Genomic DNA, 20,794 nt, shown 5'->3' on the forward strand with positions numbered 1-20,794 from the left:
AGGCGTGGTGCTGCCGTTCGCCCTCCAGCTCGATCGTGGGCAAGCATGTCGCGTACCAAGTGCGCGGCGCTCAGGCGGGAAGGCCGCGGGCCCAACTGCTGAGTTCCCGGAGATAGGCCGGCGGCAGCTGCGCCGCGCGCGCCGCCGCGACGACGGCGTCCAGATATCCGGGCCGCGGGCGGCCAGGCGCGGTCGAGCATCCGCGATAGATCAGAGCGCGCTTGACGCCCTCTCCCGTGCGGACCGGGAGCGCCGCCTTCGTGTAGAGCCCCCCGGCGACGCCCTCGTAGCGGTCGAGCGCCGGGATGTCGTCGACAGCCAATTCCCACAGGACGCCCCAGACGGTGCGTCGGGCATCGGGCACGACGGAGGCGTAGCCCTCACGCATGATGATGAAGCGGTAATTCGGCAGGTGCCCGCCGCCGATCAGCCGCGAAACCGGGCAGCGGAGCGCCATCGCGGCGGCATCCATGTTGGCGCCGTAGGCGAAATAGAGGGGCATGTGGCCGCGCTTGGTCGGCCGAGCGCCCGAATTACCGTCCGGGCTTGCGCTCGTCGCGCTGGACCGACCACTCGTTCGCCCGCATGGCCGCATAGGCGAGTGCCAGCGTGAAGGCGGGGATCACGAATGTCACGAAGATCTCCCCCGAACTCATGGTCTGATGCGCCGCAGCACGCGCCTCCCGATCCAATGTAAGCCCATCGCCGCGCAAGGCCAGATCGCCGCGAAGAAAGCGGTCGCCGGCCGCAGGACGGGCGCATTGGCGATCCCGAAGTTCATGGCGGTGATCGGCGTGACGCAGCCGATCACCGCGAAGCACCGGCGACGTTGTTCAGCGCCGTCGCCAGGAGCTTGGTCTGCGCGTCGTGAACCGCCGTCGCGACGGCGGATGCGACGCGCCTGCCGCGATCAGGCGAATTCCAGGATCACCGCGTCGACGGCGAGGCTGTCGCCCTCCTTGGCGTGGATCTTCGCCACCGTGGCGTCGCGCTCGGCGCGGAGCATGTTCTCCATCTTCATCGCCTCGACGACCGCAATCGGCTCACCGTTCTTTACCTCCTGGCCCTCGGTGACCAGGATCTGCTTCACGAGTCCGGGCATCGGGCAGAGCACCTGCTTGCCCGAGCCCGCCTGCTCCTTCACCGGCATCAGGGCGGCGAGCTCCGCCTCGCGGCGGGTATAGACCCGGCCCTCGGCGGCCGCGCCCGCATGCTGCAGGAACACGCCGTTGAGCAGGCTGCGCACCTGGATCGCCACGCGCTCGGAGCCGATCGTGCCGATCCAGACCGGCTCGCCCGGGCGCCACGCGCTCGCCACCGTGAGCGCCGTGCCGTCGTCCCGGGTCACGAGGATGTCCTCGCCCTCCGGCTCGACGGTCACGGGATAGGATTGGCCGGCCAGGATCACCACGCGCTCGCGCTCGAAGGCGAAGAGGCCCGGGGCGCGCATCTGTCCGGAGATGCCGCGCTTGCGCTGGTTGAGCTTGTGGTCGATCGCCGCCGCGGCGGCCATCATGCGGATGGCCACCGGCCCGGCCGGCTCCGGCGCCGTGAAGCCTTCGGGAAATTCCTCGGCGATGAAGCCTGTGGACAGCCGCCCCTCCTGCCAGCGCGGATGGGCCATCAGCGCCGAGAGGAACGGGATGTTGTGGCGGATGCCGTCGATGGCGAAGGCGTCGAGGGCCTCACCCTGCGCGGCGATCGCCTCGGCGCGCGTCGGCGCCCAGGTGACCAGCTTCGCGATCATCGGATCGTAGTGGATGGCGATCTCGCCGCCCTCCTCCACGCCGGTATCGTTGCGCACGATCGCCGTGCCCTGCCGGCCCTCCTCCGGCGGACGGTAGGTGGTCAGCCGGCCGATCGAGGGGAGGAAGTTGCGGGTCGGGTCCTCGGCATAGACGCGGCTCTCGACCGCCCAGCCGTTCAGCTTCACGTCGTCCTGGGTGATCGGCAGCTTCTCGCCGGCCGCGACCCGGATCATCAGCTCGACGAGGTCGAGGCCGGTGATCATCTCGGTGACCGGATGCTCGACCTGCAGACGGGTGTTCATCTCTAGGAAGTAGAAGGACTTGTCCTGCCCGGCGACGAACTCGACCGTTCCGGCCGAATCGTAGTTCACCGCCTTGGCCAGCGCGACCGCCTGCTCGCCCATCTTGCGGCGGGTCTTCTTGTCGAGGAGCGGCGACGGCGCCTCCTCGATCACCTTCTGGTTACGGCGCTGGATCGAGCACTCGCGCTCGCCGAGATAGACGACGTTGCCGTGCTTGTCGCCGATCAGCTGGATCTCGATGTGGCGCGGGTCGGTGATGAACTTCTCGATGAAGACGCGGTCGTCGCCGAAGGAGGAGGCCGCCTCCGACTTGGCGCGGGCGAAGCCCTCTGCCACCTCGTCGCCCGAATAGGCGATGCGCATGCCCTTGCCGCCGCCGCCCGCGGAGGCCTTGATCATCACCGGGTAGCCGATCTCGTCGGCGATCGTCTTGGCGTGCTCGGGTGATTCGATCACGCCGAGGAAGCCCGGAACGGTCGAGACCTCGGCGGCGGCCGCCGCCTTCTTCGACTCGATCTTGTCGCCCATGGCGGCGATGGCCCCCGGGTTGGGGCCGATGAACACGATGCCGGCGGCTTCGAGCGCCTTCGGGAAGGCCTCGCGCTCGGACAGGAAGCCGTAGCCGGGATGGACCGCCTGGGCGCCGGTCTTCTTGCAGGCCTCGACGATCTTCTCGATCACGAGATAGGATTCGGATGCGGCAGCGGGGCCGATATGGACCGCCTCGTCCGCCATGGCGACGTGCACGGCGTCGCGATCGGCATCCGAGTAGACCGCTACGGTCTTGATGCCCATCCTCCGGGCGGTCTTGATCACGCGACAGGCGATCTCGCCCCGGTTGGCAATCAGGATCTTTTCGAACATCGCTGGCGCACTGCTTTCGAGATCGCCGGATTGCGCACCGGCTTGACTGTCCCGATAGATCAGTTGCGCCGCGGACGGAAGCTGTGCGTTGCTCCGAGGCTCACGCCGCCAGGGCAAAGGTCATCCGCGGGGCCGAAACCGTGTCCCGGGCGCGGCGGTTGGCTTCGAGGGCGAAGGCCACCAGCGATTCTGCGCTGCTCTGCGCCTCACGGACGACTTCCATGGCGATCCGGGCGCCCACCGCGCTCGGGCCGTCGCGGCCGCTGAGCGAGGCGGCCAGCCAGGCGGCGACGTCGCGGTCGATGTAGCCCGTCGGGCGCGAGCCCCACACGGCGAAGTCGACGACCGAGGCCACCAGGAAGTCGGCGAAGGCGTCGGAGCCGATCACGGCCCGCTCGAGGGCGATCAGCAGGTCGGCGTCCTCGCGGTTCATGAGGCCTTCCGGAAGAACCTCGCGCTTCAGGACCAGCAGGTCCTCGTCGCTGATCGTGCCGGTCGAAACAGCATGGTTGCAGAACTGTTGAACGGAGATGGTGGTCATGATCGCCTGCTCCTCCGACCTTTGCTGCGGCCGGTGCTAGTCCCTGTGTGTCTTCAACTTACGGGACCGCTTCCCTTCCAGAGGTTAATGGCGAGATCTGAACGGAAGTTCAGGTAAACACCCCCCGAGCAAGCAGGCTTATTGGGACGTTGACCGGTTGCGTTACCGGACGATGACCGAGGCCCCGACGGGGACCCGGTTGTAGAGGTCGACCACGTCGATGTTGCGCATCCGGATGCACCCGGAGGAGACCGCCTGCCCGATCTTCTCGGGCTCGTTGGTGCCGTGGATCCGGTAGAGCGTGTCCCGGCCGTGATCCGACAGGTACAGGGCGCGGGCGCCAAGGGGATTCATCGGGCCGCCCTGCATGGCGTGGACGTGCGGCCAGCGCTTGATCATCTCGGCCGGGGGATTCCAGGCCGGCCATTCCGCCTTGCGGTCGATTCGGGCGGTGCCGGTCCAGCCATAGGCCTCGTCGCCCACCGACACGCCGTAGCGGATCGCCTTGCCGCCCGGCAACACGAGGTAGAGCTGCCGTTCCTTCGTCTCGACCACGATCGTGCCGGGCGATTCCCGGGTCGGATCGGCGACCTCATAGCGGGCGAAGTGCGGATCGAACTCGGCATCCGGGACGAGGGCCATGAATTCGGCATCGCGGGCCGAAAGGGCCGGATCGGGCACGCTCTTGAAGGTGCAGCCCGCCAGCAACAGCGCGCAGCCGATGACCGATGTGATGCGCATGGTCCTGCCCCGAAGATCCTCGGGGCCGTGGACGGAGCCTCGATGGATTGATGATCCGGGTCCGTCCCACGGAAGAATCGCGCAACCATAAGGGGGCAACGGCACCCCGCCGTAGTCCGCGCGTTGGGCCCGTGGCACATTGCCGGCTCCTGTTGCAGGTGCGCGACAGGAGAGCATCCGGGAGCGACCCTCGTGACCACCCTCTACGTGAGCCATCCCGCCAGCTTCGATCACGAGGTCCCGGAGGGACATCCGGAACGGCCGGCCCGGATGCGCGCCGTGGAGCGGGCCCTGGAGGATGAGCGCTTCGCCGGCCTCGTGCGGGCCTCTGCACCCAAGGCTGAGATCGAGGCGGTGACGCTCGCCCATCCGCGCGCCTACGTGGACGCGCTGGTGGCGGCGGTGCCCGAGCACGGCATGGTCGGCATCGATTCCGACACGATCCTGTCGGCGGGGAGCCTGGAGGCGACGCTGCGGGCGGTGGGCGGCGGAATGCACGCCGTCGATGCCGTCGTCGGCGGCGGGTGCCGCAACGCCTTCGTGGCCATGCGCCCGCCGGGCCACCATGCCGAGCGGACCCGGTCGATGGGCTTCTGCCTGTTCAACCATGCCGCCATCGCGGCCCGCCACGCCCGCCAGAAACACGGGGCCGAGCGGGTGGCCCTGGTGGATTGGGACGTCCATCACGGCAACGGCAGCCAGGACATCTTCTGGGACGACGCCACGGTGCTCTACTGCTCCACCCACCAGATGCCGCTCTACCCGGGGACCGGGGCATCGTCCGAGCGCGGCGAGAAGGACACGATCGTCAACGTGCCGCTGCGGCCCAACGACGACGGCGAGGTGTTTCGCGAAGCCTTCGAAACCGGCATCCTCCCGCGCCTGGAAAGGTTCCGGCCGGACGTGATCGTGATCTCCGCCGGCTTCGACGCCCATCGGCTCGATCCGTTGGCCAATCTGCGCCTCGAAGCGGAGGATTTCGGCTGGGCGACCCGCCGGCTCATGGACGTCGCGGACCGCTGCGCCGGCGGGCGGATCGTCTCGATCCTGGAAGGCGGCTACAGTCTCGAGGGGCTCGGCAAATCGGTGGCCGCCCATGTCGACGCGTTGATGGGGCGCTGACGGGGGCGCTGCATCCCGATTGCACCCGCTCCCGCGCGCGCCGTAATCTGCGCTTCGGGGAGACCGCCGCCATGCTGCCGCTGAGCCGGATGCCGTCGCTTGCGCGCCAGCGCGTCGACCGCACCGGCGCAGCCCGTCCGGGTTTCGGCCGATGACGCTCACGGGCTTCCTAACCTATGCGCTGGCCCTGGGCGTTGCCGCCGCTGTGCCGGGACCCGGCGTCGTCGCGCTTGTCGCGCGGGCCCTCAGCTCGGGCTTCGGCGCCGCGATGGCCTTCTCGGCCGGTCTGATCCTGGGCGATCTGACCTATCTCGCCGCCGCGATCTTCGGCCTGTCGCTGATCGCGGAGGCGTTCGGCGCGGTCTTCGCCGTCATCCGCTACGGCGCGGCGCTCTATCTCGCCTACCTGGCGTTCCGGCTCTGGCGCGCCGCCGGAACGGCTGTCCGGATCGCGGGCGAAGCCCGCGACCGGCCGCTGACCAGCTTCGTCGCCGGGCTGACCATCACCCTGGGCAATCCGAAGACAATCGTCTTCTATCTCGCGATCCTGCCCACGCTCGTCGATCTGCGGCGCGTGACGGCGGCCGATGTCGTCCCCCTCATCCTGCTCACGGCCGCGATCCTGCTGGCCGTGATGACGCCCTACGCGGCGCTGGCGGCCCGGGCGCGCGAGACCCTGCGACGGCCCGCCATCCGCGTGCGGCCGAACCGGAGCGCCGCCGCCATCATGGCCGGCGCCGCTGTCTGGACCGTCCTGCGCCGCGCCTGAAGAGGGTCAGCCCTCCAGGGGCTCGTCGCCCAAGAGCTCGATGCCGAAGCCCGAAAGGCCGACATAGGAGCGCGACGAGGTCGCGAGGTTGCGGATCGAGACCACGCCGAGATCGCGCAAAATCTGGGCGCCGAGCCCGATCTCGCGCCATTGCCGCGCCCGCAGGGCCTCCGTGCCCTCGTCGGTGACGGTCTTCACCGGCACGCCCGCAGTCCCGTCCCGGAGATAGACCAGCACGCCGCGCCCGGCGGCCGCGAAGCGCTTCAGCACGGCGTCGATCTGCTTTCCCCCGCCGATCACGTCGGCGGCGACGTTGGAGCGGTGCAGGCGCACCAGCACGTCCCGGCCGTCGCCGATGTCGCCCATCACGAAGGCGAATTGCTGGATCGATTCGAAGGGCGTCGAGAACACGTAGGCGTTCACGTCGCCGTGGTTCGAGCGGACCGTGAAGTGGCCGACCCGCTCCACCAGCCGGTCGCGCGCCTGCCGGTAGGCGATGAGATCGGCCACCGAGACCTGCTTGAGGCCGTGCGTCTCGGCGAAGGCCTCGATCTGCGGCCCCTTCATCACGGTGCCGTCGTCGTTGGCGAGCTCGCAGATCACACCCACGGGCGGCAGCTCGGCGAGGCGGCACAGGTCGACCGCGGCCTCGGTATGGCCCGAGCGCATGAGCACGCCGCCGTCCCGGGCGATGAGCGGGAAGACGTGGCCGGGCCGTACGAAGTCGCCCGCGCCCATGTTGCCGTTGGCCAGCGCCCGCACCGTGTTGCAGCGCTGCTCGGCCGAGATCCCCGTGGTCAGGCCGTGCTTGACGTCGACCGTGACGGTGAAGGCCGTACCCAGCGGCGCGTCGTTCGACGCCACCATGGGAGCGAGGTGCAGCCGCCGCGCCTCGCTCTGCGTGATCGGCGCGCAGACGATGCCGCAGGTGTTGCGGATGATGAACGCCATTTTCTCCGGCGTGCAGAGCGAGGCGGCGACGACGAGGTCGCCCTCGTTCTCGCGATCGTCATCGTCGGTGACGACCACGATCTCGCCGCGGGCGAAGGCCGCGATGGCCTCTGTGACGGAGCAGTGGGGCACGGGCATTCTCGAATCGTTGGGACGGACCCGGATCAGGGCTGCGATCCGACCTGTCCGCGATGGCGCAGATAGTGATCCGCCAGCACGCAGGCCATCATAGCCTCCGCAACCGGCACGGCGCGGATGCCGACACAGGGATCGTGCCGGCCCTTGGTGACGAGATCGACCTCGCTGCCGTCGCGGCTGACCGAACGGCGGGGCGTCAGGATCGAGGAGGTTGGCTTCACGGCGAAGCGCACCACGACCGGCTCGCCGTTGGAGATGCCGCCGAGGATGCCGCCGGCATGGTTCGCGAGGAAACGCGGCCGATCGCCGTTGCCGGCGCGCATCTCGTCGGCATTGTCTTCGCCCCGCAGGGCCGCCGACGCGAACCCGTCGCCGATCTCGACGCCCTTCACGGCGTTGATCGACATCATCGCCGCGGCGAGATCGGCGTCGAGCTTGCCGTAGACTGGCGCGCCGAGGCCAGGCGGCACGCCCTCGGCCACGACCTCGATGACGGCGCCGACCGACGAGCCGTCCTTCCGGATCTCGTCGAGGTAGGTCTCGTAGAAAGCGGCCGTCTCGGCATCGGGGCAGAAGAACGGGTTGTCGCCGACCGAGGACCAGTCCCAACGGGACCGGTCGATGGCGTGCGGTCCCATCTGCACCAGGGCTGCCCGGATGGTCACGCCCGGGATGACCTTGCGCGCCACGGCGCCGGCCGCGACCCGGGCGGCGGTCTCGCGCGCTGAGGACCGGCCGCCGCCGCGATAGTCGCGAATGCCGTACTTCACGTCGTAGGTGTAATCGGCATGGCCGGGGCGGAAGCTGTCGCGGATCTCCGAATAGTCCTTCGAGCGCTGGTCCGTGTTCTCGATCATCAGCGCGATCGGCGTGCCGGTGGTGAGCTGGCGGCCGCCGGTGCGGTCGTCCGCGAACACGCCGGACAGGATCTTCACCTGATCGGGCTCGCGGCGCTGCGTCGTGAACCGCGACTGGCCGGGCTTCCGGCGATCCAGCTCGGCCTGGATCTCCTCGGCCTCCAGGGGCAGGCCCGGCGGGCAGCCGTCGACGACGCAGCCGAGTGCGATCCCGTGGCTCTCGCCGAAGGTCGTGACGCGGAACAGGTGGCCGAAGGTGTTGTGCGACATGGCGCCGTTGCCTTAGCGCGGGAGCGCCGGGGGCACAAACGCGGTGCCTGCAAGGGGCCGGGCGGAGGGCTGGGTAGAGGGCTTGGCGGAGGGCTTGGCGGAGGGCTTGGCGGATGCGTTCGCTCGCTCGGTATCCCCGTCCCTGCGGGCGCAGCGCAGCGATCCCGGGCAGCGGAACAGCGGCGCTCCCGGATTGCGTCGCTGCGTCAGGACGGCCCTCGCGGCGGCCTGCGATCTCATGCCGTCCCATCCGAACGGGGCAGGTCGAGCCCGCCCCGCGCCTTCAGCGCCCGATACGCCGCGACCGCCACGGCGAGATCCCGGTGCAGCCGGCGCTCGTCGCCGAGATCGGGAAGGTCGTAGGTGAGGCCGAGGATGTGGGCGGCCTCGTAGCCTTCCGGCAATTCGCCCGCGCTGCCGAGGGCGATCGTCGCGTTCGGCAGCGCGTCGGCGAAGTCCGAGATCCGCGCCTTGAGCGCAGCGCCGCTGGCACGGAGATGGGCGCCGGCTGCCGCCGGACCGTGGTTCCGGATCGCCGCCACCGTTCCCTGCGCCAGCGACAGGTGCACCGCCTCGCGATGGGCCGGGAACAGGTAGACGAGGTAGTAGCCCCGCGTGGCGCTGGTGGTGATGGCGGGGTCGAACACGGCGAGCCAGGGGATCGCGGCCCAATGGCTTCCGCGCCCGGGACTGCCCTTGACCAGGAACGGCCCGTCGATCGGCGCCAGTGCGGCGCGCAGCTCCTCCGGCGCGCCCTTGCGGATGACGGAGGCCAGCGGATGGCCGGCCGGCGGGTCGAGCCGGGCGAGCGGGTATTCCTCGATGATCCGCCGGAGCGCGTGGCCGAGACTCACGGCCGCGTCAGGACCCCACCGGTGATCGCCTCGCGCACCCCGGTGGTCGACGGCAAGGTGATCGGCAGGCCCTTGAGCGAACGCACCGCCAGATACGCGAAGGCCTGCGCCTCCAGGTAGGCCGAGGACCAGCCGATGGCGTCCGCGGTCGTGATCTCCGCGCGCAGATGATAGTTGAGGAGCCGCACCAGCTCGCCGTTGCGCGCGCCGCCGCCGGCCACGATCCAGCGGGTCGGGATCTCGGGGGCGTGGTCGAGGGCGCGGGCCACCGCGCGCGCCGTGAAGGCCGTCAGGGTGGCGGCGCCGTCCTCGGTGGAGAGCTGGCCGGCGAGCTTGTGGGAGAACCAGTTCCGGTCGAGCGACTTCGGCGGCTTGCGGAAGAAGAACGGGTGCGTCAGCAGCCAGGCCAGCAGCTGCTCGTCGGGACGGCCCCGGGCCGCGGTGCGGCCGCCATCGTCGAGGTTCTTGCCCTCGCGCTCCTGCATCCATTCGTCGATCAGCGCATTGCCGGGACCGGTGTCGAAGGCGATGACGCCGCCCTTCGAGTCGATCAGCGTCGCGTTGGCGACGCCGCCGATGTTGAGGATGCCGAACGGCCCGTCGAAGCCCGAGGCCTCGGCGAGCGCCTTGTGGAAGACCGGCACCAGGGGCGCCCCCTGCCCGCCCGCCTCGATATCGGCCCGGCGCAGGTCCGAGACGACCGGGATGCCGAGTCGGGTCGCCAGCGCCTGCCCGTCGCCGATCTGGATCGAGATGCGCTGGTCCGGCCGGTGGATCACCGTCTGGCCGTGGAAACCGATCACGTCGATCTCGGACGCTGCCAGGCCGTGCTCCTCCAGGAAGCGCTCCACGGCCTCGGCATGGGCCAGGGTGACGAACGCTTCCGCCTCCGGCAGCCGCCCGGGCCGGTCGCCGGGATGGAGCACGGATTCGGCATCCTTGGTGGCCGCGCGCAGGAGCGCCTTCTCGTCGTCGGCATAGCCGCGGTAGCCGGTGGGGCCCAGCGGCTCCAGGAAGTTGTTGTGGCCCTTGACCACGTGGACCCGCTCGCCGTCGGTCTCGATCAGCGCGATGTCGACGCCGTCCAGCGAGGTGCCGCTCATCAGTCCGATCGCGCGCATCATCGCCATGCCGCCCTGCCCCGTGCCTTTCGGCCAACGCCCTGCTAAGAGCGCGCCGTATCCTGAACCCAGCGCGAGCTAGCATGCGGGGCCTCGGCCTGTCGCGCCAGCGCGCGACCCGAGATGGCAGCCATGACCGCCGAGAGCTTCGCGCCGAAATCCGACTTCCTGCGGATCCTGACCGAGCGCGGCTATATCCACCAGACCTCGGACCTGGCCGGCATCGACGCCGCGGCCCTGGAAGGGCGGCTGACCACCTATGTCGGCTACGATTGCACGGCGCCCTCGCTGCATGTCGGGCACCTGCTGTCGATCATGATGCTGCACTGGCTGCAGGCCACGGGGGGGCGGCCGATCGCCCTGATGGGCGGCGGCACCACCCGGGTCGGCGACCCGTCGGGCCGCGACGAGACCCGCAAGATCCTCACCGTCGAGCAGATCGACGCCAACAAGGCCGAGATCCGCAAGACCTTCGACCGGTTCCTCCGCTTCGGCGAAGGGGCCGGCGACGCCGTGATGGTCGACAACGCCGAGTGGCTGACCAAGCTCAACTACATCGAGATGCTGCGCGACATCGGCCGGCATTTCTCGGTGAACCGGATGCTGTCGATGGACAGCGTGCGCCTGCGCCTGGAGCGCGACCAGGAGCTGTCGTTCCTGGAGTTCAACTACATGATCCTCCAGTCCTACGACTTCGTCGAACTGAACCGTCGCTACGGCTGCGTCATGCAGATGGGCGGGTCGGATCAATGGGGCAACATCGTCAACGGCATCGATCTCGGCCGCCGCATGGGCACGCCGCAGCTCTACGCCCTGACCTGCCCGCTGCTGACGACATCCTCGGGCGCCAAGATGGGCAAGACCGCGGCCGGGGCCGTCTGGCTCAACCCGGAGATGCTGAAGCCGTACGATTACTGGCAGTTCTGGCGGAACACCGAGGACGCGGACGTGGCCCGCTTCCTCAAGCTGTTCACCCTGCTGCCGATGGAGGAGATCGCGCGTCTCGCCGCGCTCGCCGGCTCCGAGATCAACGCGGCCAAGACGGTGTTGGCCACCGAGGCCACCGCGCTGATGCACGGCCGCGAGGTCGCGGAGGCCGCCGCCGAGACCGCGCGCAAGACCTTCATGGAAGGAACGCTGGCCGCCGACCTGCCGAGCGTGACCGTGCCGTCGGCCACCCTGGAGGCCGGCCTCGGGGTCCTCACCGCCTTCGGCCCGGACGTCGCCAAGCTCGTGCCCTCCACCAGCGAGGCCCGCCGGCAGATCAAGGGCGGCGGCCTGCGGGTCAACGATGTACCGGTCACGGATGAGAAGGCGATGCTCGGCCAGGGCGACCTGACCCCGGACGGCGTGATCAAGCTGTCCTTCGGCAAGAAGCGGCACGTGCTGCTCCGGCCGGAATGAGCCGCCCGGCCGCCTGGATCCGCGACGGGAAACAGCCCGCGTGAGCCTTGCCCGGATCCTGGTGATCGACGACGAGCCGCCGATCCGCCGGCTGCTCCGCACCGGCCTCGGGACACAGGATTACGCGGTCGCCGAGGCCGCCGACGGGGCCGCGGCGCTCGCCGCCCTGGAGGCCGGGGGCGTGGATCTCGCGATCCTCGATCTCGGCCTGCCGGACATGCCCGGCCATGCCCTCCTTGCGGCGATCCGCGAGCGCTGGCCCGACCTGCCGGTCGTGATCCTGTCGAGTCGCGACGACGAGCGCGGCAAGGTCGAGGCCCTCGATCTCGGGGCCGACGATTACGTCACCAAACCCTTCGGCATGAACGAGCTGCTGGCGCGCATCCGCACGGCCCTGCGCCATCGCCTGGCCATGCAGGGGGAGCGGCCGGTCTTCCGGGTCGACGACCTCTCGGTCGATCTCGTCCGCCGCGTCGTCCGGGTCGGCGAGCGCGCGGTGAAGCTGTCGCCCCGGGAATACGAGTTCCTGCGCGTGCTGGTGCAGCATGCCGGCAAGGTGCTGACCCACGCGCAGCTCATGCGCCACGCGCCGGCCTCGTCGGATCCGCAATACCTGCGCGTCTATATCCGGCAGCTGCGCCAGAAGCTGGAGCCCGATCCGGAGCGCCCGCGCTACCTGCTCACCGAGACCGGAGTGGGCTACCGCCTGCGTGCGCCGGACTGAGCCCGGCGCGCCGCCTCACGGCTCCAGGCCTTCCGCCGCGCGCCGCGCCGCCCGCAGCTTCTCGACCCGCGCCACCGATAACACCGAGGCCTCGTACAGCAGCAGCATCGGGATCGCGAGGGAGAGCTGGGAGATCACGTCCGGCGGCGTCAGGATCGCGGCGGCGACGAAGACCAGCACGATGGCATAGCGCCGCTTCTCCCGCAGGAAGGCCGCGTCGATGATCCCGATCTGACCGAGCAGCGTCAGGATTACCGGCAGCTGGAACGCGATCCCGAACGCGAAGATCAGCGTCATGATCAGCGACAGGTACTCGTCGACCTTCGGAAGCAGCTTGATCGTCGGCTCCCCGGCCACGCCCACCTGCTGGAGCGACACCGAGAATTTGATCAGCAGCGGCATCGCCAGGAAGAACACCACCAGCGCGCCGAGCACGAAGAAGATCGGCGTGGCCACGAGGTAGGGCAGGAACGCCTTCCGCTCGTTGCGGTAGAGGCCCGGGGCCACGAAGGCGTAGATCTGCGTGGCGATCACCGGGAAGGCCAGGAAGGCCGCCCCGAAGACGCTGAGCTTGATGTTGGTGAACACCTGCTCGAGGAAGTGCGTGGCGATCAGCTCGGCGTTCTGCGCACCCACGATCGAGACATAGGGGTAGACCAGAACGTTGTAGATATCGCGCGAGAAGAAGAAGCAGGCGAAGAACATCAGCACGAATGCGATCAGCGACTTGATCAGCCGCGCCCGCAATTCGATCAGGTGTTCGAGCAGGGGCGCCCGCGACGCCTCGATCTCGGCCTCGTCCGCATCGCTGATCATCGGGCGGCCGTGCCGTTCTGGGACTCTTCGGTGGCGTGATGCGGGGCGGGCGGAGGCCCGAACGGATCGTCCACCGACCCGGGCACGGGCAGGGGTGCCTCCGCCATCTGCGGTGCAGGATCATGGGACGATTCGGCGGGCGGCGTCCCCGAGACCGGGGCCGGTGCTGCGGCGTCCTGCTCGGCCTTGAGCTGCGCCGTGGCATCGGCGAGGGATCGGGTCTCGACCGGCGGCTTCTCCGGGCCGAGCTTCTCCGGGCCGACCTTGGCCCGGCCCTCGACGGCGCCCTTCAACTCGTCGCGAATGGTCTGCACGGGATTGAAGGTCGAACTCGCATTCCGGACCGTGTTGCGGATCCCGTCGACCTCGCGCCGGACATCGTCGAGCTCCGCCTCGCGGATCGCCTCGTTGAACTGCATCTGAAATTCGCCGGCCATGCGGCGCAGCTTCGAGGTGATCTGCCCGACGGTGCGCAGCGCCTTCGGCAGATCCTTCGGCCCGATGACGATGAGGGCGACGCCGCCGATCAGCATCACCTCGCCCCAGCTCATGTCCAGCATGTCGTCGACGGTCCTGCTGCCCTGAGATCCGGCGCGGTGGCCGGACCCCGTCAGGCTCTACACGAGCGCGTGCGCTCTGCCAGTCCTACAGTCGCGCCCGCCGTCAGACCGGCTTGCGCTCGCCGCCGGGAAGATGGCTCGCCGGGATCGCCGTGCCGGGGCTCGTCTCGGTGGCGTGCGGGATGGTGCGGACCGGTTCGGCCGGCGGCGGCGCGGCCTGGCTGACCGGAGGGGTCTCATCCTCGGCCATGCCCTTCTTGAAGGCTTTGATGCCCTTCGCGACGTCGCCCATCAGATCGGACACCTTGCCGCGTCCGAAGAGCAGCATCACGATGACCGCGACGATGACCCAGTGCCAGATACTCATGCTGCCCATGGCAACCTCCTGCGGGCGCCCCGAAGAAGCGGGAGCGCGACGCCACGTCCGGTTGAGGATTTCGGGGCGAACCTAGGGATCGCGCCGCCCGAACACAAGCAGAGGCGATGCCACGGCCGGTGGAAGGCCGCGGTGGAAGGCCGCAAGGGGCCCAGGTCAGGCGGCGGCGAGGGCCGCGGCGAAGCGCTCCCGGGCTTCCGGAACGTCGAGTCCGTCGCCTGCGGGGTCGAGCTGCGCCAGCGCGGAGGCGGCGCGGCGCGCGGCCTCTCCGGTGAGCGCGGGCGCCGCCTCGGCCACGGCGCGCATTTCGTCCATGGCGCCGTTGCAGTGGAGCCCGATATCGATCCCCGCCGCGAAGGCGCGCTCCGTCCGGTCGCGGAACGAGCCGGTCAGCGCGTGCATGGAGAGATCGTCGGTCATCAGAAGCCCGTCGAAGCCGATCGCGCCGCGGATGATGTCGCGGATGACGATGGCGGACTGGGTGGCCGGCCGGTCGGGGTCGATGGCGGTGAAGACCACGTGGGCGCTCATCGCCATCGGCAGGTGAGCGAGCGCCCGGAAGGTCCGGAAATCCTGCTCCGCCAGATCCGCGCGCGTCGCATCCACCACCGGAAGGCCGTGGTGGCTGTCACAGGTGGCGCGCCCATGCCCCGGGATGTGCTTCATCACCGGCAGGACGCCCCCGGCCATCAGGCCCTCGGCGACCGCGCGGCCGATCTCGGCCACCCTGTCCGGGCTCGTCCCGTAGGCCCGGTCGCCGATGATGTCGTGCGAGCCCGGCGCCGGCACGTCGAGGACGGGGGCGCAGTCCACGTTGATGCCGACCTCCGCGAGGTCGTGCGCCATCAGGCGCGCGCCGAGGCGGGCGACGGCCGCGGCGCTGCCGTTCAGGCGTCCGTAGCGGCCGCCGGCCGGGTAGGCCGGCCAGTGGGGCGGACCCATGCGCTGGACCCGGCCCCCCTCCTGATCGATCAGGATCGGCGCGCGATCGGATCCGACGCAGTCCCGCAGCGCGCCGGTGAGGGCGCGGACCTCGTCCGGGGTTCCGATGTTGCGCTTGAACAGGATGAAGCCCCAGGGCTTCACGTCCCGGAAGAAGGACCGCTCCTCCGCCGAGAGCGACGAGCCGGTGCAACCGAGGATCAGGGCGCGGGAGGTCATCAGGAACGGCTCGGAAACTGCTCGGTGGCGGCGCGAAGACGGCGGCGGGATCGCCGGGCGGTTCGGCTCGATGGCGACAGAGTCGGGCGGGAACGGGGAGCCGGCAAGACCAAACCGCGGCTCCGGGCGGAGGCCGGAGCGATGCCGCCGCCGGTGTGGCCTGCAAGACTCGGTCGGCGGGGCGCCCGAGCGGATCACCGCGGGCGGGAGCGCTGCCCCGACCGCGGCTTTCCGTCAGAACCTTAGTTCTTGGCCACGAAGCACTGGCCGCCCTCGCCCTGCAGGGCGCTGCACAGGCTCGCGGCCTGAGCCTTCTCCAGGGGTCCGACGCGGACGCGATAGATCGTCTTGCCGTTCACCTCGGCCTGCCGGATCAGCTCGGGCTTGCCGGCGAGCTGTGTGTACTTGGCCTGCATCTGCCGGAACGCGGCCTTCGCCTCGGCGGCGGAGCTGCGCACCCCGAGCTGCACCGAGAAGCCGCTGACCGGGCCGGACTTCACGGCCTCGTCGTCGGTGGTGGTGCTGGCGGTGGTGTCGGGCGCGGCCGCTCCGGCCGGGGCGACGGCGGCGATCCGCTGGGCGGCCTTCGGCGGCGGCTTCACGGCCACCGGCTTGGGAGCCGGCGGCTCGACCGCGGCGTCCGGCTGCGCGTCGACGGGCGTGGCCGTGGTCGCCGGCATGGCGGCGGCCTGGCGCATCGGCTTCGACTTCGCGGGCGCTGCCGGCGGCGGCTCGTCGCCGGGCAGAACCATGGTGGGGATCGGGGCCGGCCCGGCGTCGACGGCCTGCTGCTCCCGCGGCGGCGGTGCGGGCGGCGCCTCGGGCTTGACCGCGACGGTGCGGACGCGGCGGGGCTCCCCGAACGCTTCGAACGGGCCGTTGCCCGGCGTCGTGCCGCCCTGGGCGCCGGTCGGCTGCGACGGGCCCTGGGCCGCGCGCGCGGCCTCGGCCACGTCGAGGGGCTGCTCCTCGCGGTTGACGATCTTGATCTGGCCGTCCTTCTTGCCCTTCGGATCGTAGATCTGCCGGTTCTGATCCGGGATCTCGACACCGTCGGCCACCTTCGGGGCGACCTTGAGCGGGGTGGAATCGGCCTGCACCACCGGCACGCCGCCATGGCCCGAATTGCTCATGCCCTTGTAGGTGAGCGCACCGGTGACCGCGAGCGCCACCACGGCGACGCCGGCGCCGACCGAGACGAGGCGCCGGCGCGGATTCGCGCGACGCAGGGCGTGGCTGTCCGCGTAGGCGTCGTCGCCGCTCGATACCGCGACGCCATCTGGCGCGTAGGCGCCGCCTTCGCGATGCGTGTCCTGCTCCACGGAGGCGAGGTACTGATCGAATGCGTCGGCCGGCGTCGCCTTGGCGGGCTCCGGCGCGAAGCTCGGCTCCACCCGGGCGTTCCAGCCGGCCTGCGGCTGGGTGTCGGGCGCGACGGCGCGCATCTCGTCGCGCGCGGCGAGCAGAGCCCGGAACGGATCGTCCTGGCCGACGATGCGGGCGAGTTCCGCCAGCGGATCCGCCTTGGCCGCCTGCGGCGCCTGACCCGTCTCCTGACGCAGATCGCGCGCGAAAGCGTCCAGATCGACCTGAGCGCGCGAAGCGTTCGTCATGGCAGCATCCTCACATCAACGCCGGTGACCGGCCCGATGCGCTCGGGCCTATCGCATCTCGTCCGGCGCGGTCACACCGAGAATCGCAAGGCCGGCCGCCAGCGTGCTCCGCAGAGCTTCGATGAGCGCCAGCCGGGCCCACGTCGACTTTCGGTCGGTTGCATTAACAAACCGTAATTGCGGCAAGTCTTTGCCCTTGTTCCAGAAACTATGTAGCGCCGAGGCCAGTTCATAGAGGTGGAATGCGATTCTGTGCGGTTCGTGCGCCAGGGCTGCGGATTCGAGAACCCGCGGGTACTGGGCGATGAGGCGCATCATCTCGATCTCGCCCGGATCGCTCAGCACCGCGAGGTCCGCCTCGCGTGCCAGCGCCGCGGCCGAGAGGTCGGCCTCGGGAAACGCCTCGCGCGCCTGCCGCTGCACCGAGCGGACGCGGGCATGGGCGTACTGAACGTAGAAGACCGGATTGTCCTTCGACTGCTCCACCACCTTGGCGAGGTCGAAATCCAGGGTCGCGTCGTTCTTCCGGTAGAGCATCATGAACCGGATGGCGTCGCGGCCGACCTCGTCGATCACGTCCCGCAGGGTCACGAATTCCCCGGCCCGCTTCGACATCTTGACCGGTTCGCCTGCGCGCAACAGCCGCACGAGCTGGCAGAGCTTGACGTCGAGCGTCGCCGCGCCGTCGCTCACCGCCTTCACGGCAGCCTGCATGCGCTTCACGTAGCCGCCGTGATCCGCTCCGAGGACGTCGATCAGCTCGGTCGCGCCCGCGAGATACTTCGCCCGGTGGTAGGCGATGTCGGAGGCGAAATACGTGTACGAGCCGTCCGACTTCAGCAGCGGCCTGTCGCTGTCGTCGCCGAATTCCTTGGTGCGGAACAGCGTCTGCTCGCGGTCCTCCCAATCCTCCGGCAGCTGGCCCTTGGGCGGCGGCAGGCGGCCCTCGTAGACGAGGCCCTTGGCGCGCAGCTCCGCGAGCAGCGTCTTCACGGCACCGCTCTCCTGGAGCGTGCGCTCGGAGAAGAACACGTCGTGGCGGATGCCGATCGCCTCCAGATCGGCCCGGATCATGGTCATCATCATGTCCAGCGCGGTCTCGCGCACCGTGGGAAGCCACGCGGCCTCTGGCTGGTCGAGGAGCGCGCGGCCATGGGTCTCCGCCAGCTTGGCGCCCACGGGCTTGAGGTAGTCGCCCGGATACAGGCCGTCCGGGATGGCGAAGGGCTCGCCCAGAGCCTCGCGGTAGCGCTGGAAGGCGGAGCGGGCCAGCACATCGACCTGAGCGCCGGCATCGTTGATGTAATATTCCCGCGTCACCTGCCTGCCGGCCGCGACGAGCAGATTGGAGAGGGCGTCACCGAACACCGCGCCGCGGCCATGGCCGACATGCATCGGCCCGGTGGGATTGGCCGACACGTATTCCACGTTGATCGGCCCGCCGGGCAGCTCCGCGCGGCCGAACGCATCCGGCGCGGAGAGCGCGTCGCGCACGACTGCGTGAAAGATCGCGGGATCGAGCCGCAGGTTGATGAAGCCCGGCCCGGCGACGCTCGCCTCCACGATCCGCGGATCGGCGCGGAGTTCCGCCGCCAGGGCTTCGCCCAGCGCCTTCGGGTTGGCCCGCGCCTCCTTGGCCAGGACCAGCGCCGCGTTCGTGGCGAGGTCGCCGTGCGCCGCGTCCCGGGGCGGCTCGACGACCACGCGGCCCAGGTCGAGGCCCTCGGGCAGATGGCCGGCGCGGGTCAGCGCCTCCACGGCCTCGCGCACGCGCGCCTCGAACAGGGCGAAGATGTTCATGGGTCTCGATCTCGCTTGCGCGGGGGTCTCGTCGCCCGGCCCGTCCGGCCTGTGCCCGCCCGGGCGGTCTAGCAAGGGGGCGGGAGGGTGTCACGGCGCCGAGCGGTTCGCCGGCCTGGAGGAGCCCACATTCCCGGCATCGGTCCGGTAACCAAGCGCGCGGCGCTCCCACGTTATCCCACGCGACGAATACGGATCGCGCAGTGTTCGGCTTGTTTTGGCCGGGACGACACTGTGTCATCGCCGACGATCGCGCGTGGGCCGATCGCGGAGTTACTGATGAAGACCTTGACGATTGCGGGTACGGCGCTCTGCGCCCTGATCCTGGCCGCGCCGGGTGCGGAGGCGGGCGGCTTCCACGGCGGCGGCTTCCACGGCGGCGTCCACGGTGGTTTCCGGGGCGGCTACGGCTACCGGGGCGGCTACGCGGCCCGCGGCTTCTACGGGCGCGGCTACGGCTACGGCTATCGCCGCGGCTACGGACGGGCCCTCGGCTACGGGCTGGCCGGTGCGGGGATCGGCCTCGGGCTCGGGCTCGCCGCCGGGAGCGTCTACGGCGGCTACGGATATGGTGGTTACGGGTACGGCGGCTACGGCTACAGCTACCCGGCCGCCTATGGCGGCTACGGATACGGCTACCCGGCGGCCTACGGCGGCTACGGCTACGGCTACGGCTACGGCGGTGGCTACGGCGGGTGTTACGGCAGCTTCACCTGCGGCTGCGGCTGCTGATCCCAACCCATCCCGCGCCGGGCCTTCAGGGCTCGGCGAGGGGCAGGCCCCGGCTGGGCAATTCCCAGTGCAGGTCCGGCGTCGTCGCGTAGAGCTTGCGATGCGCCAGGACCGCATAGGTGTCGGTCATTCCGGCGATGTAGTCGGCGACCCGGCGGGCGACCCGTGCATCGCTGGCCTCCTCGAGACCGGCGCTCCACTCCTCCAGCATCCGGGACGGCGCCGCGGTGAACGCGGCGAACAGGTCGTTGACGATGGCGTCGGCCTTCTTCCGCACCGCCACCACGCCGGGATGCCGGTACATGCGGTCCCACAGGAAGCGCATGATATCGGCATCGGCCGCCGCAATCTCCGGCGAGAAGACGATGACCGCCTGATCCGCATTCCGGATGTCCTCGACGCGGCGCGGATCCAGTTCGGCGATGCGGCGTCCGCCCTCGCGGATCACGTCCTCGACGAAGCGGGTGATCACCCGCCGGGCGAGTTCGTGGATCATGCGCGAGGGCTCCAGGCCCGGATGCAGCCGGTCGATCTCGTCGAGCAGCCCGGCCAGGAACGGGACCGCGCGCAGCTCCGGGATCTCGAACAGGCCGGCCCGCAGCCCGTCGTCGAGGTCGTGGGCGGCATAGGCGATGTCGTCGGCGAGGGAGGCCGCCTGGGCCTCGGGGCCGGCCTGGCTCCACAGGTCGAGGGGGTTCAGCGCATCGTATTCCAGGATCGCCGCCGGGATGCCGCGCGCGGCGTAGCGGGGCGTCGGCTGGCCGTCGGCCGTCAGCAGCGGGCCGTTGTGCTTGACGAGGCCCTCCAGGGTCTCCCAGGCGAGGTTCAGCCCGTCGAAGCCGGCGTAGCGCCGCTCCAGCCGCGTGACGATCCGCAGGGCCTGGGCGTTGTGGTCGAACCCGCCGTAGCGGGCCATGCAGGCGTCGAGGGCGTCCTCGCCGGTATGGCCGAAACAGGTGTGGCCGAGGTCGTGGCTGAGGGCCAGCGCCTCCGCAAGATCCTCGTCGAGCCCGAGGGCGCGGGCGAGCGCCCGGCCGATCTGGCTGACCTCGAGGGTGTGGGTGAGGCGGGTGCGGTAATGGTCGCCCTCGTGATGCACGAAGACCTGCGTCTTGTGCTTCAGCCGCCGGAACGCCGTCGAGTGGATGATCCGGTCCCGGTCCCGCTGGAAGTCGCTGCGGGTCGGCGAACCGGCCTCGGGGATCAGGCGTCCCCGGGTGCGGGCCGGATCGGTGGCGTAAGCCGCGCGCCAGCGCTCACCGTTGCGTCGCACGGCATCCGCTCGCAAACTCACGCACCCTGCTCATGACGGCTCCTCGCCCGGCGCGTT

20 protein-coding genes are annotated in these 20,794 nt (G+C 70.3%); 5 read left to right on the top strand and 15 right to left on the bottom strand.

The window, feature by feature from the left end:
- Positions 1–70 precede the first annotated feature (70 nt).
- The 4 genes from MCBMB27_RS10510 to MCBMB27_RS10530 form a co-directional block, all read right to left on the bottom strand.
- Positions 71–502, bottom strand: coding sequence for a gamma-glutamylcyclotransferase family protein (locus MCBMB27_RS10510; protein WP_053610689.1), 432 nt, complete (start codon positions 500–502; stop codon positions 71–73).
- A gap of 408 nt (positions 503–910) precedes the next feature.
- Positions 911–2,914, bottom strand: coding sequence for an acetyl-CoA carboxylase biotin carboxylase subunit (locus tag MCBMB27_RS10520; RefSeq protein ID WP_043380765.1), 2,004 nt, complete (start codon positions 2,912–2,914; stop codon positions 911–913).
- 100 nt (positions 2,915–3,014) lie between these two features.
- Positions 3,015–3,455: a hypothetical protein gene (locus MCBMB27_RS10525; protein ID WP_043355628.1), complete on the bottom strand. Its 441-nt coding sequence runs from the start codon at positions 3,453–3,455 to the stop codon at positions 3,015–3,017.
- Between the two features lie 162 nt (positions 3,456–3,617).
- Positions 3,618–4,196, bottom strand: a complete 579-nt coding sequence (locus MCBMB27_RS10530) for a L,D-transpeptidase (RefSeq protein ID WP_043355629.1) — start codon at positions 4,194–4,196, stop codon at positions 3,618–3,620.
- Positions 4,197–4,388: 192 nt separating this feature from the next.
- Between MCBMB27_RS10530 and MCBMB27_RS10535 the strand changes: the two genes are divergently transcribed.
- Positions 4,389–5,318 (top strand): histone deacetylase family protein, encoded by a 930-nt coding sequence (locus MCBMB27_RS10535; RefSeq protein WP_075380372.1) that lies wholly within the window; start codon positions 4,389–4,391, stop codon positions 5,316–5,318.
- Positions 5,319–5,469: 151 nt separating this feature from the next.
- On the top strand, positions 5,470–6,087 hold the full coding sequence (locus MCBMB27_RS10540) for a LysE family translocator (RefSeq protein ID WP_075380373.1): 618 nt from the start codon (positions 5,470–5,472) through the stop codon (positions 6,085–6,087).
- 6 nt (positions 6,088–6,093) lie between these two features.
- Here the strand turns inward: MCBMB27_RS10540 and ribB are convergent, their stop codons facing one another.
- The 4 genes from ribB to MCBMB27_RS10560 all read right to left on the bottom strand — a co-directional run bounded on the left by ribB (position 6,094) and on the right by MCBMB27_RS10560 (position 10,287).
- Complete coding sequence (gene ribB / locus MCBMB27_RS10545; protein WP_043380842.1) at positions 6,094–7,170, bottom strand: 3,4-dihydroxy-2-butanone-4-phosphate synthase; 1,077 nt, start codon at positions 7,168–7,170, stop codon at positions 6,094–6,096.
- Positions 7,171–7,202: 32 nt separating this feature from the next.
- Positions 7,203–8,303, bottom strand: a complete 1,101-nt coding sequence (aroC, locus tag MCBMB27_RS10550) for a chorismate synthase (RefSeq protein ID WP_075380374.1) — start codon at positions 8,301–8,303, stop codon at positions 7,203–7,205.
- A 236-nt stretch (positions 8,304–8,539) separates the two neighbouring features.
- A complete protein-coding gene (locus tag MCBMB27_RS10555) occupies positions 8,540–9,157 on the bottom strand; it encodes a DUF3578 domain-containing protein (protein ID WP_075380375.1) in 618 nt (205 codons plus the stop codon).
- Positions 9,154–10,287 carry an anhydro-N-acetylmuramic acid kinase gene (locus tag MCBMB27_RS10560; protein WP_083683468.1) on the bottom strand — a complete coding sequence of 378 codons (1,134 nt, stop codon included), beginning with the start codon at positions 10,285–10,287 and terminating at the stop codon, positions 9,154–9,156. The genes MCBMB27_RS10555 and MCBMB27_RS10560 overlap by 4 nt, the downstream gene beginning before the upstream one ends.
- Before the next feature lie 123 nt (positions 10,288–10,410).
- On the opposite strand from MCBMB27_RS10560, the gene tyrS reads away from it, so the two are divergent.
- Both tyrS and MCBMB27_RS10570 read left to right on the top strand, forming a co-directional pair.
- The gene (tyrS, locus tag MCBMB27_RS10565; RefSeq protein ID WP_075380376.1) at positions 10,411–11,682 is read left to right on the top strand and encodes a tyrosine--tRNA ligase; all 1,272 of its coding nucleotides are present in this window, start codon (positions 10,411–10,413) and stop codon (positions 11,680–11,682) included.
- A gap of 40 nt (positions 11,683–11,722) precedes the next feature.
- Positions 11,723–12,406 carry a response regulator gene (locus tag MCBMB27_RS10570; protein WP_043355638.1) on the top strand — a complete coding sequence of 228 codons (684 nt, stop codon included), beginning with the start codon at positions 11,723–11,725 and terminating at the stop codon, positions 12,404–12,406.
- Positions 12,407–12,421: 15 nt separating this feature from the next.
- On the opposite strand, the gene tatC is transcribed toward MCBMB27_RS10570, so the two are convergent.
- The 6 genes from tatC to argS all read right to left on the bottom strand — a co-directional run bounded on the left by tatC (position 12,422) and on the right by argS (position 18,732).
- Positions 12,422–13,222 carry a twin-arginine translocase subunit TatC gene (gene tatC / locus MCBMB27_RS10575; RefSeq protein ID WP_075380377.1) on the bottom strand — a complete coding sequence of 267 codons (801 nt, stop codon included), beginning with the start codon at positions 13,220–13,222 and terminating at the stop codon, positions 12,422–12,424.
- Complete coding sequence (tatB, locus tag MCBMB27_RS10580; protein WP_043355641.1) at positions 13,219–13,782, bottom strand: Sec-independent protein translocase protein TatB; 564 nt, start codon at positions 13,780–13,782, stop codon at positions 13,219–13,221. The genes tatC and tatB overlap by 4 nt, the downstream gene beginning before the upstream one ends.
- Positions 13,783–13,885: 103 nt before the next feature.
- Positions 13,886–14,158, bottom strand: a complete 273-nt coding sequence (locus MCBMB27_RS10585; protein ID WP_043355642.1) for a twin-arginine translocase TatA/TatE family subunit — start codon at positions 14,156–14,158, stop codon at positions 13,886–13,888.
- Between the two features lie 156 nt (positions 14,159–14,314).
- Entirely contained in the window at positions 14,315–15,319 is a 1,005-nt protein-coding gene (gene nagZ / locus MCBMB27_RS10590) for a beta-N-acetylhexosaminidase (RefSeq protein ID WP_043380778.1), read from the bottom strand.
- A 242-nt stretch (positions 15,320–15,561) separates the two neighbouring features.
- Positions 15,562–16,932, bottom strand: a complete 1,371-nt coding sequence (locus tag MCBMB27_RS10595) for an SPOR domain-containing protein (protein WP_043380780.1) — start codon at positions 16,930–16,932, stop codon at positions 15,562–15,564.
- Positions 16,933–16,980: 48 nt separating this feature from the next.
- On the bottom strand, positions 16,981–18,732 hold the full coding sequence (gene argS, locus MCBMB27_RS10600; RefSeq protein ID WP_075380378.1) for an arginine--tRNA ligase: 1,752 nt from the start codon (positions 18,730–18,732) through the stop codon (positions 16,981–16,983).
- A gap of 279 nt (positions 18,733–19,011) precedes the next feature.
- Here argS and MCBMB27_RS10605 point away from each other — a divergent pair, with 279 nt between their 5' ends.
- The gene (locus MCBMB27_RS10605; RefSeq protein ID WP_075380379.1) at positions 19,012–19,464 is read left to right on the top strand and encodes a hypothetical protein; all 453 of its coding nucleotides are present in this window, start codon (positions 19,012–19,014) and stop codon (positions 19,462–19,464) included.
- A 25-nt stretch (positions 19,465–19,489) separates the two neighbouring features.
- Here the strand turns inward: MCBMB27_RS10605 and MCBMB27_RS10610 are convergent, their stop codons facing one another.
- Positions 19,490–20,737, bottom strand: coding sequence for a deoxyguanosinetriphosphate triphosphohydrolase (locus MCBMB27_RS10610; protein ID WP_075380380.1), 1,248 nt, complete (start codon positions 20,735–20,737; stop codon positions 19,490–19,492).
- Positions 20,738–20,794 lie beyond the last annotated feature (57 nt).

Origin of the sequence: Methylobacterium phyllosphaerae (assembly GCF_001936175.1) — a bacterium.
GTDB classification, from domain to species: Bacteria; Pseudomonadota; Alphaproteobacteria; order Rhizobiales; family Beijerinckiaceae; genus Methylobacterium; species Methylobacterium fujisawaense.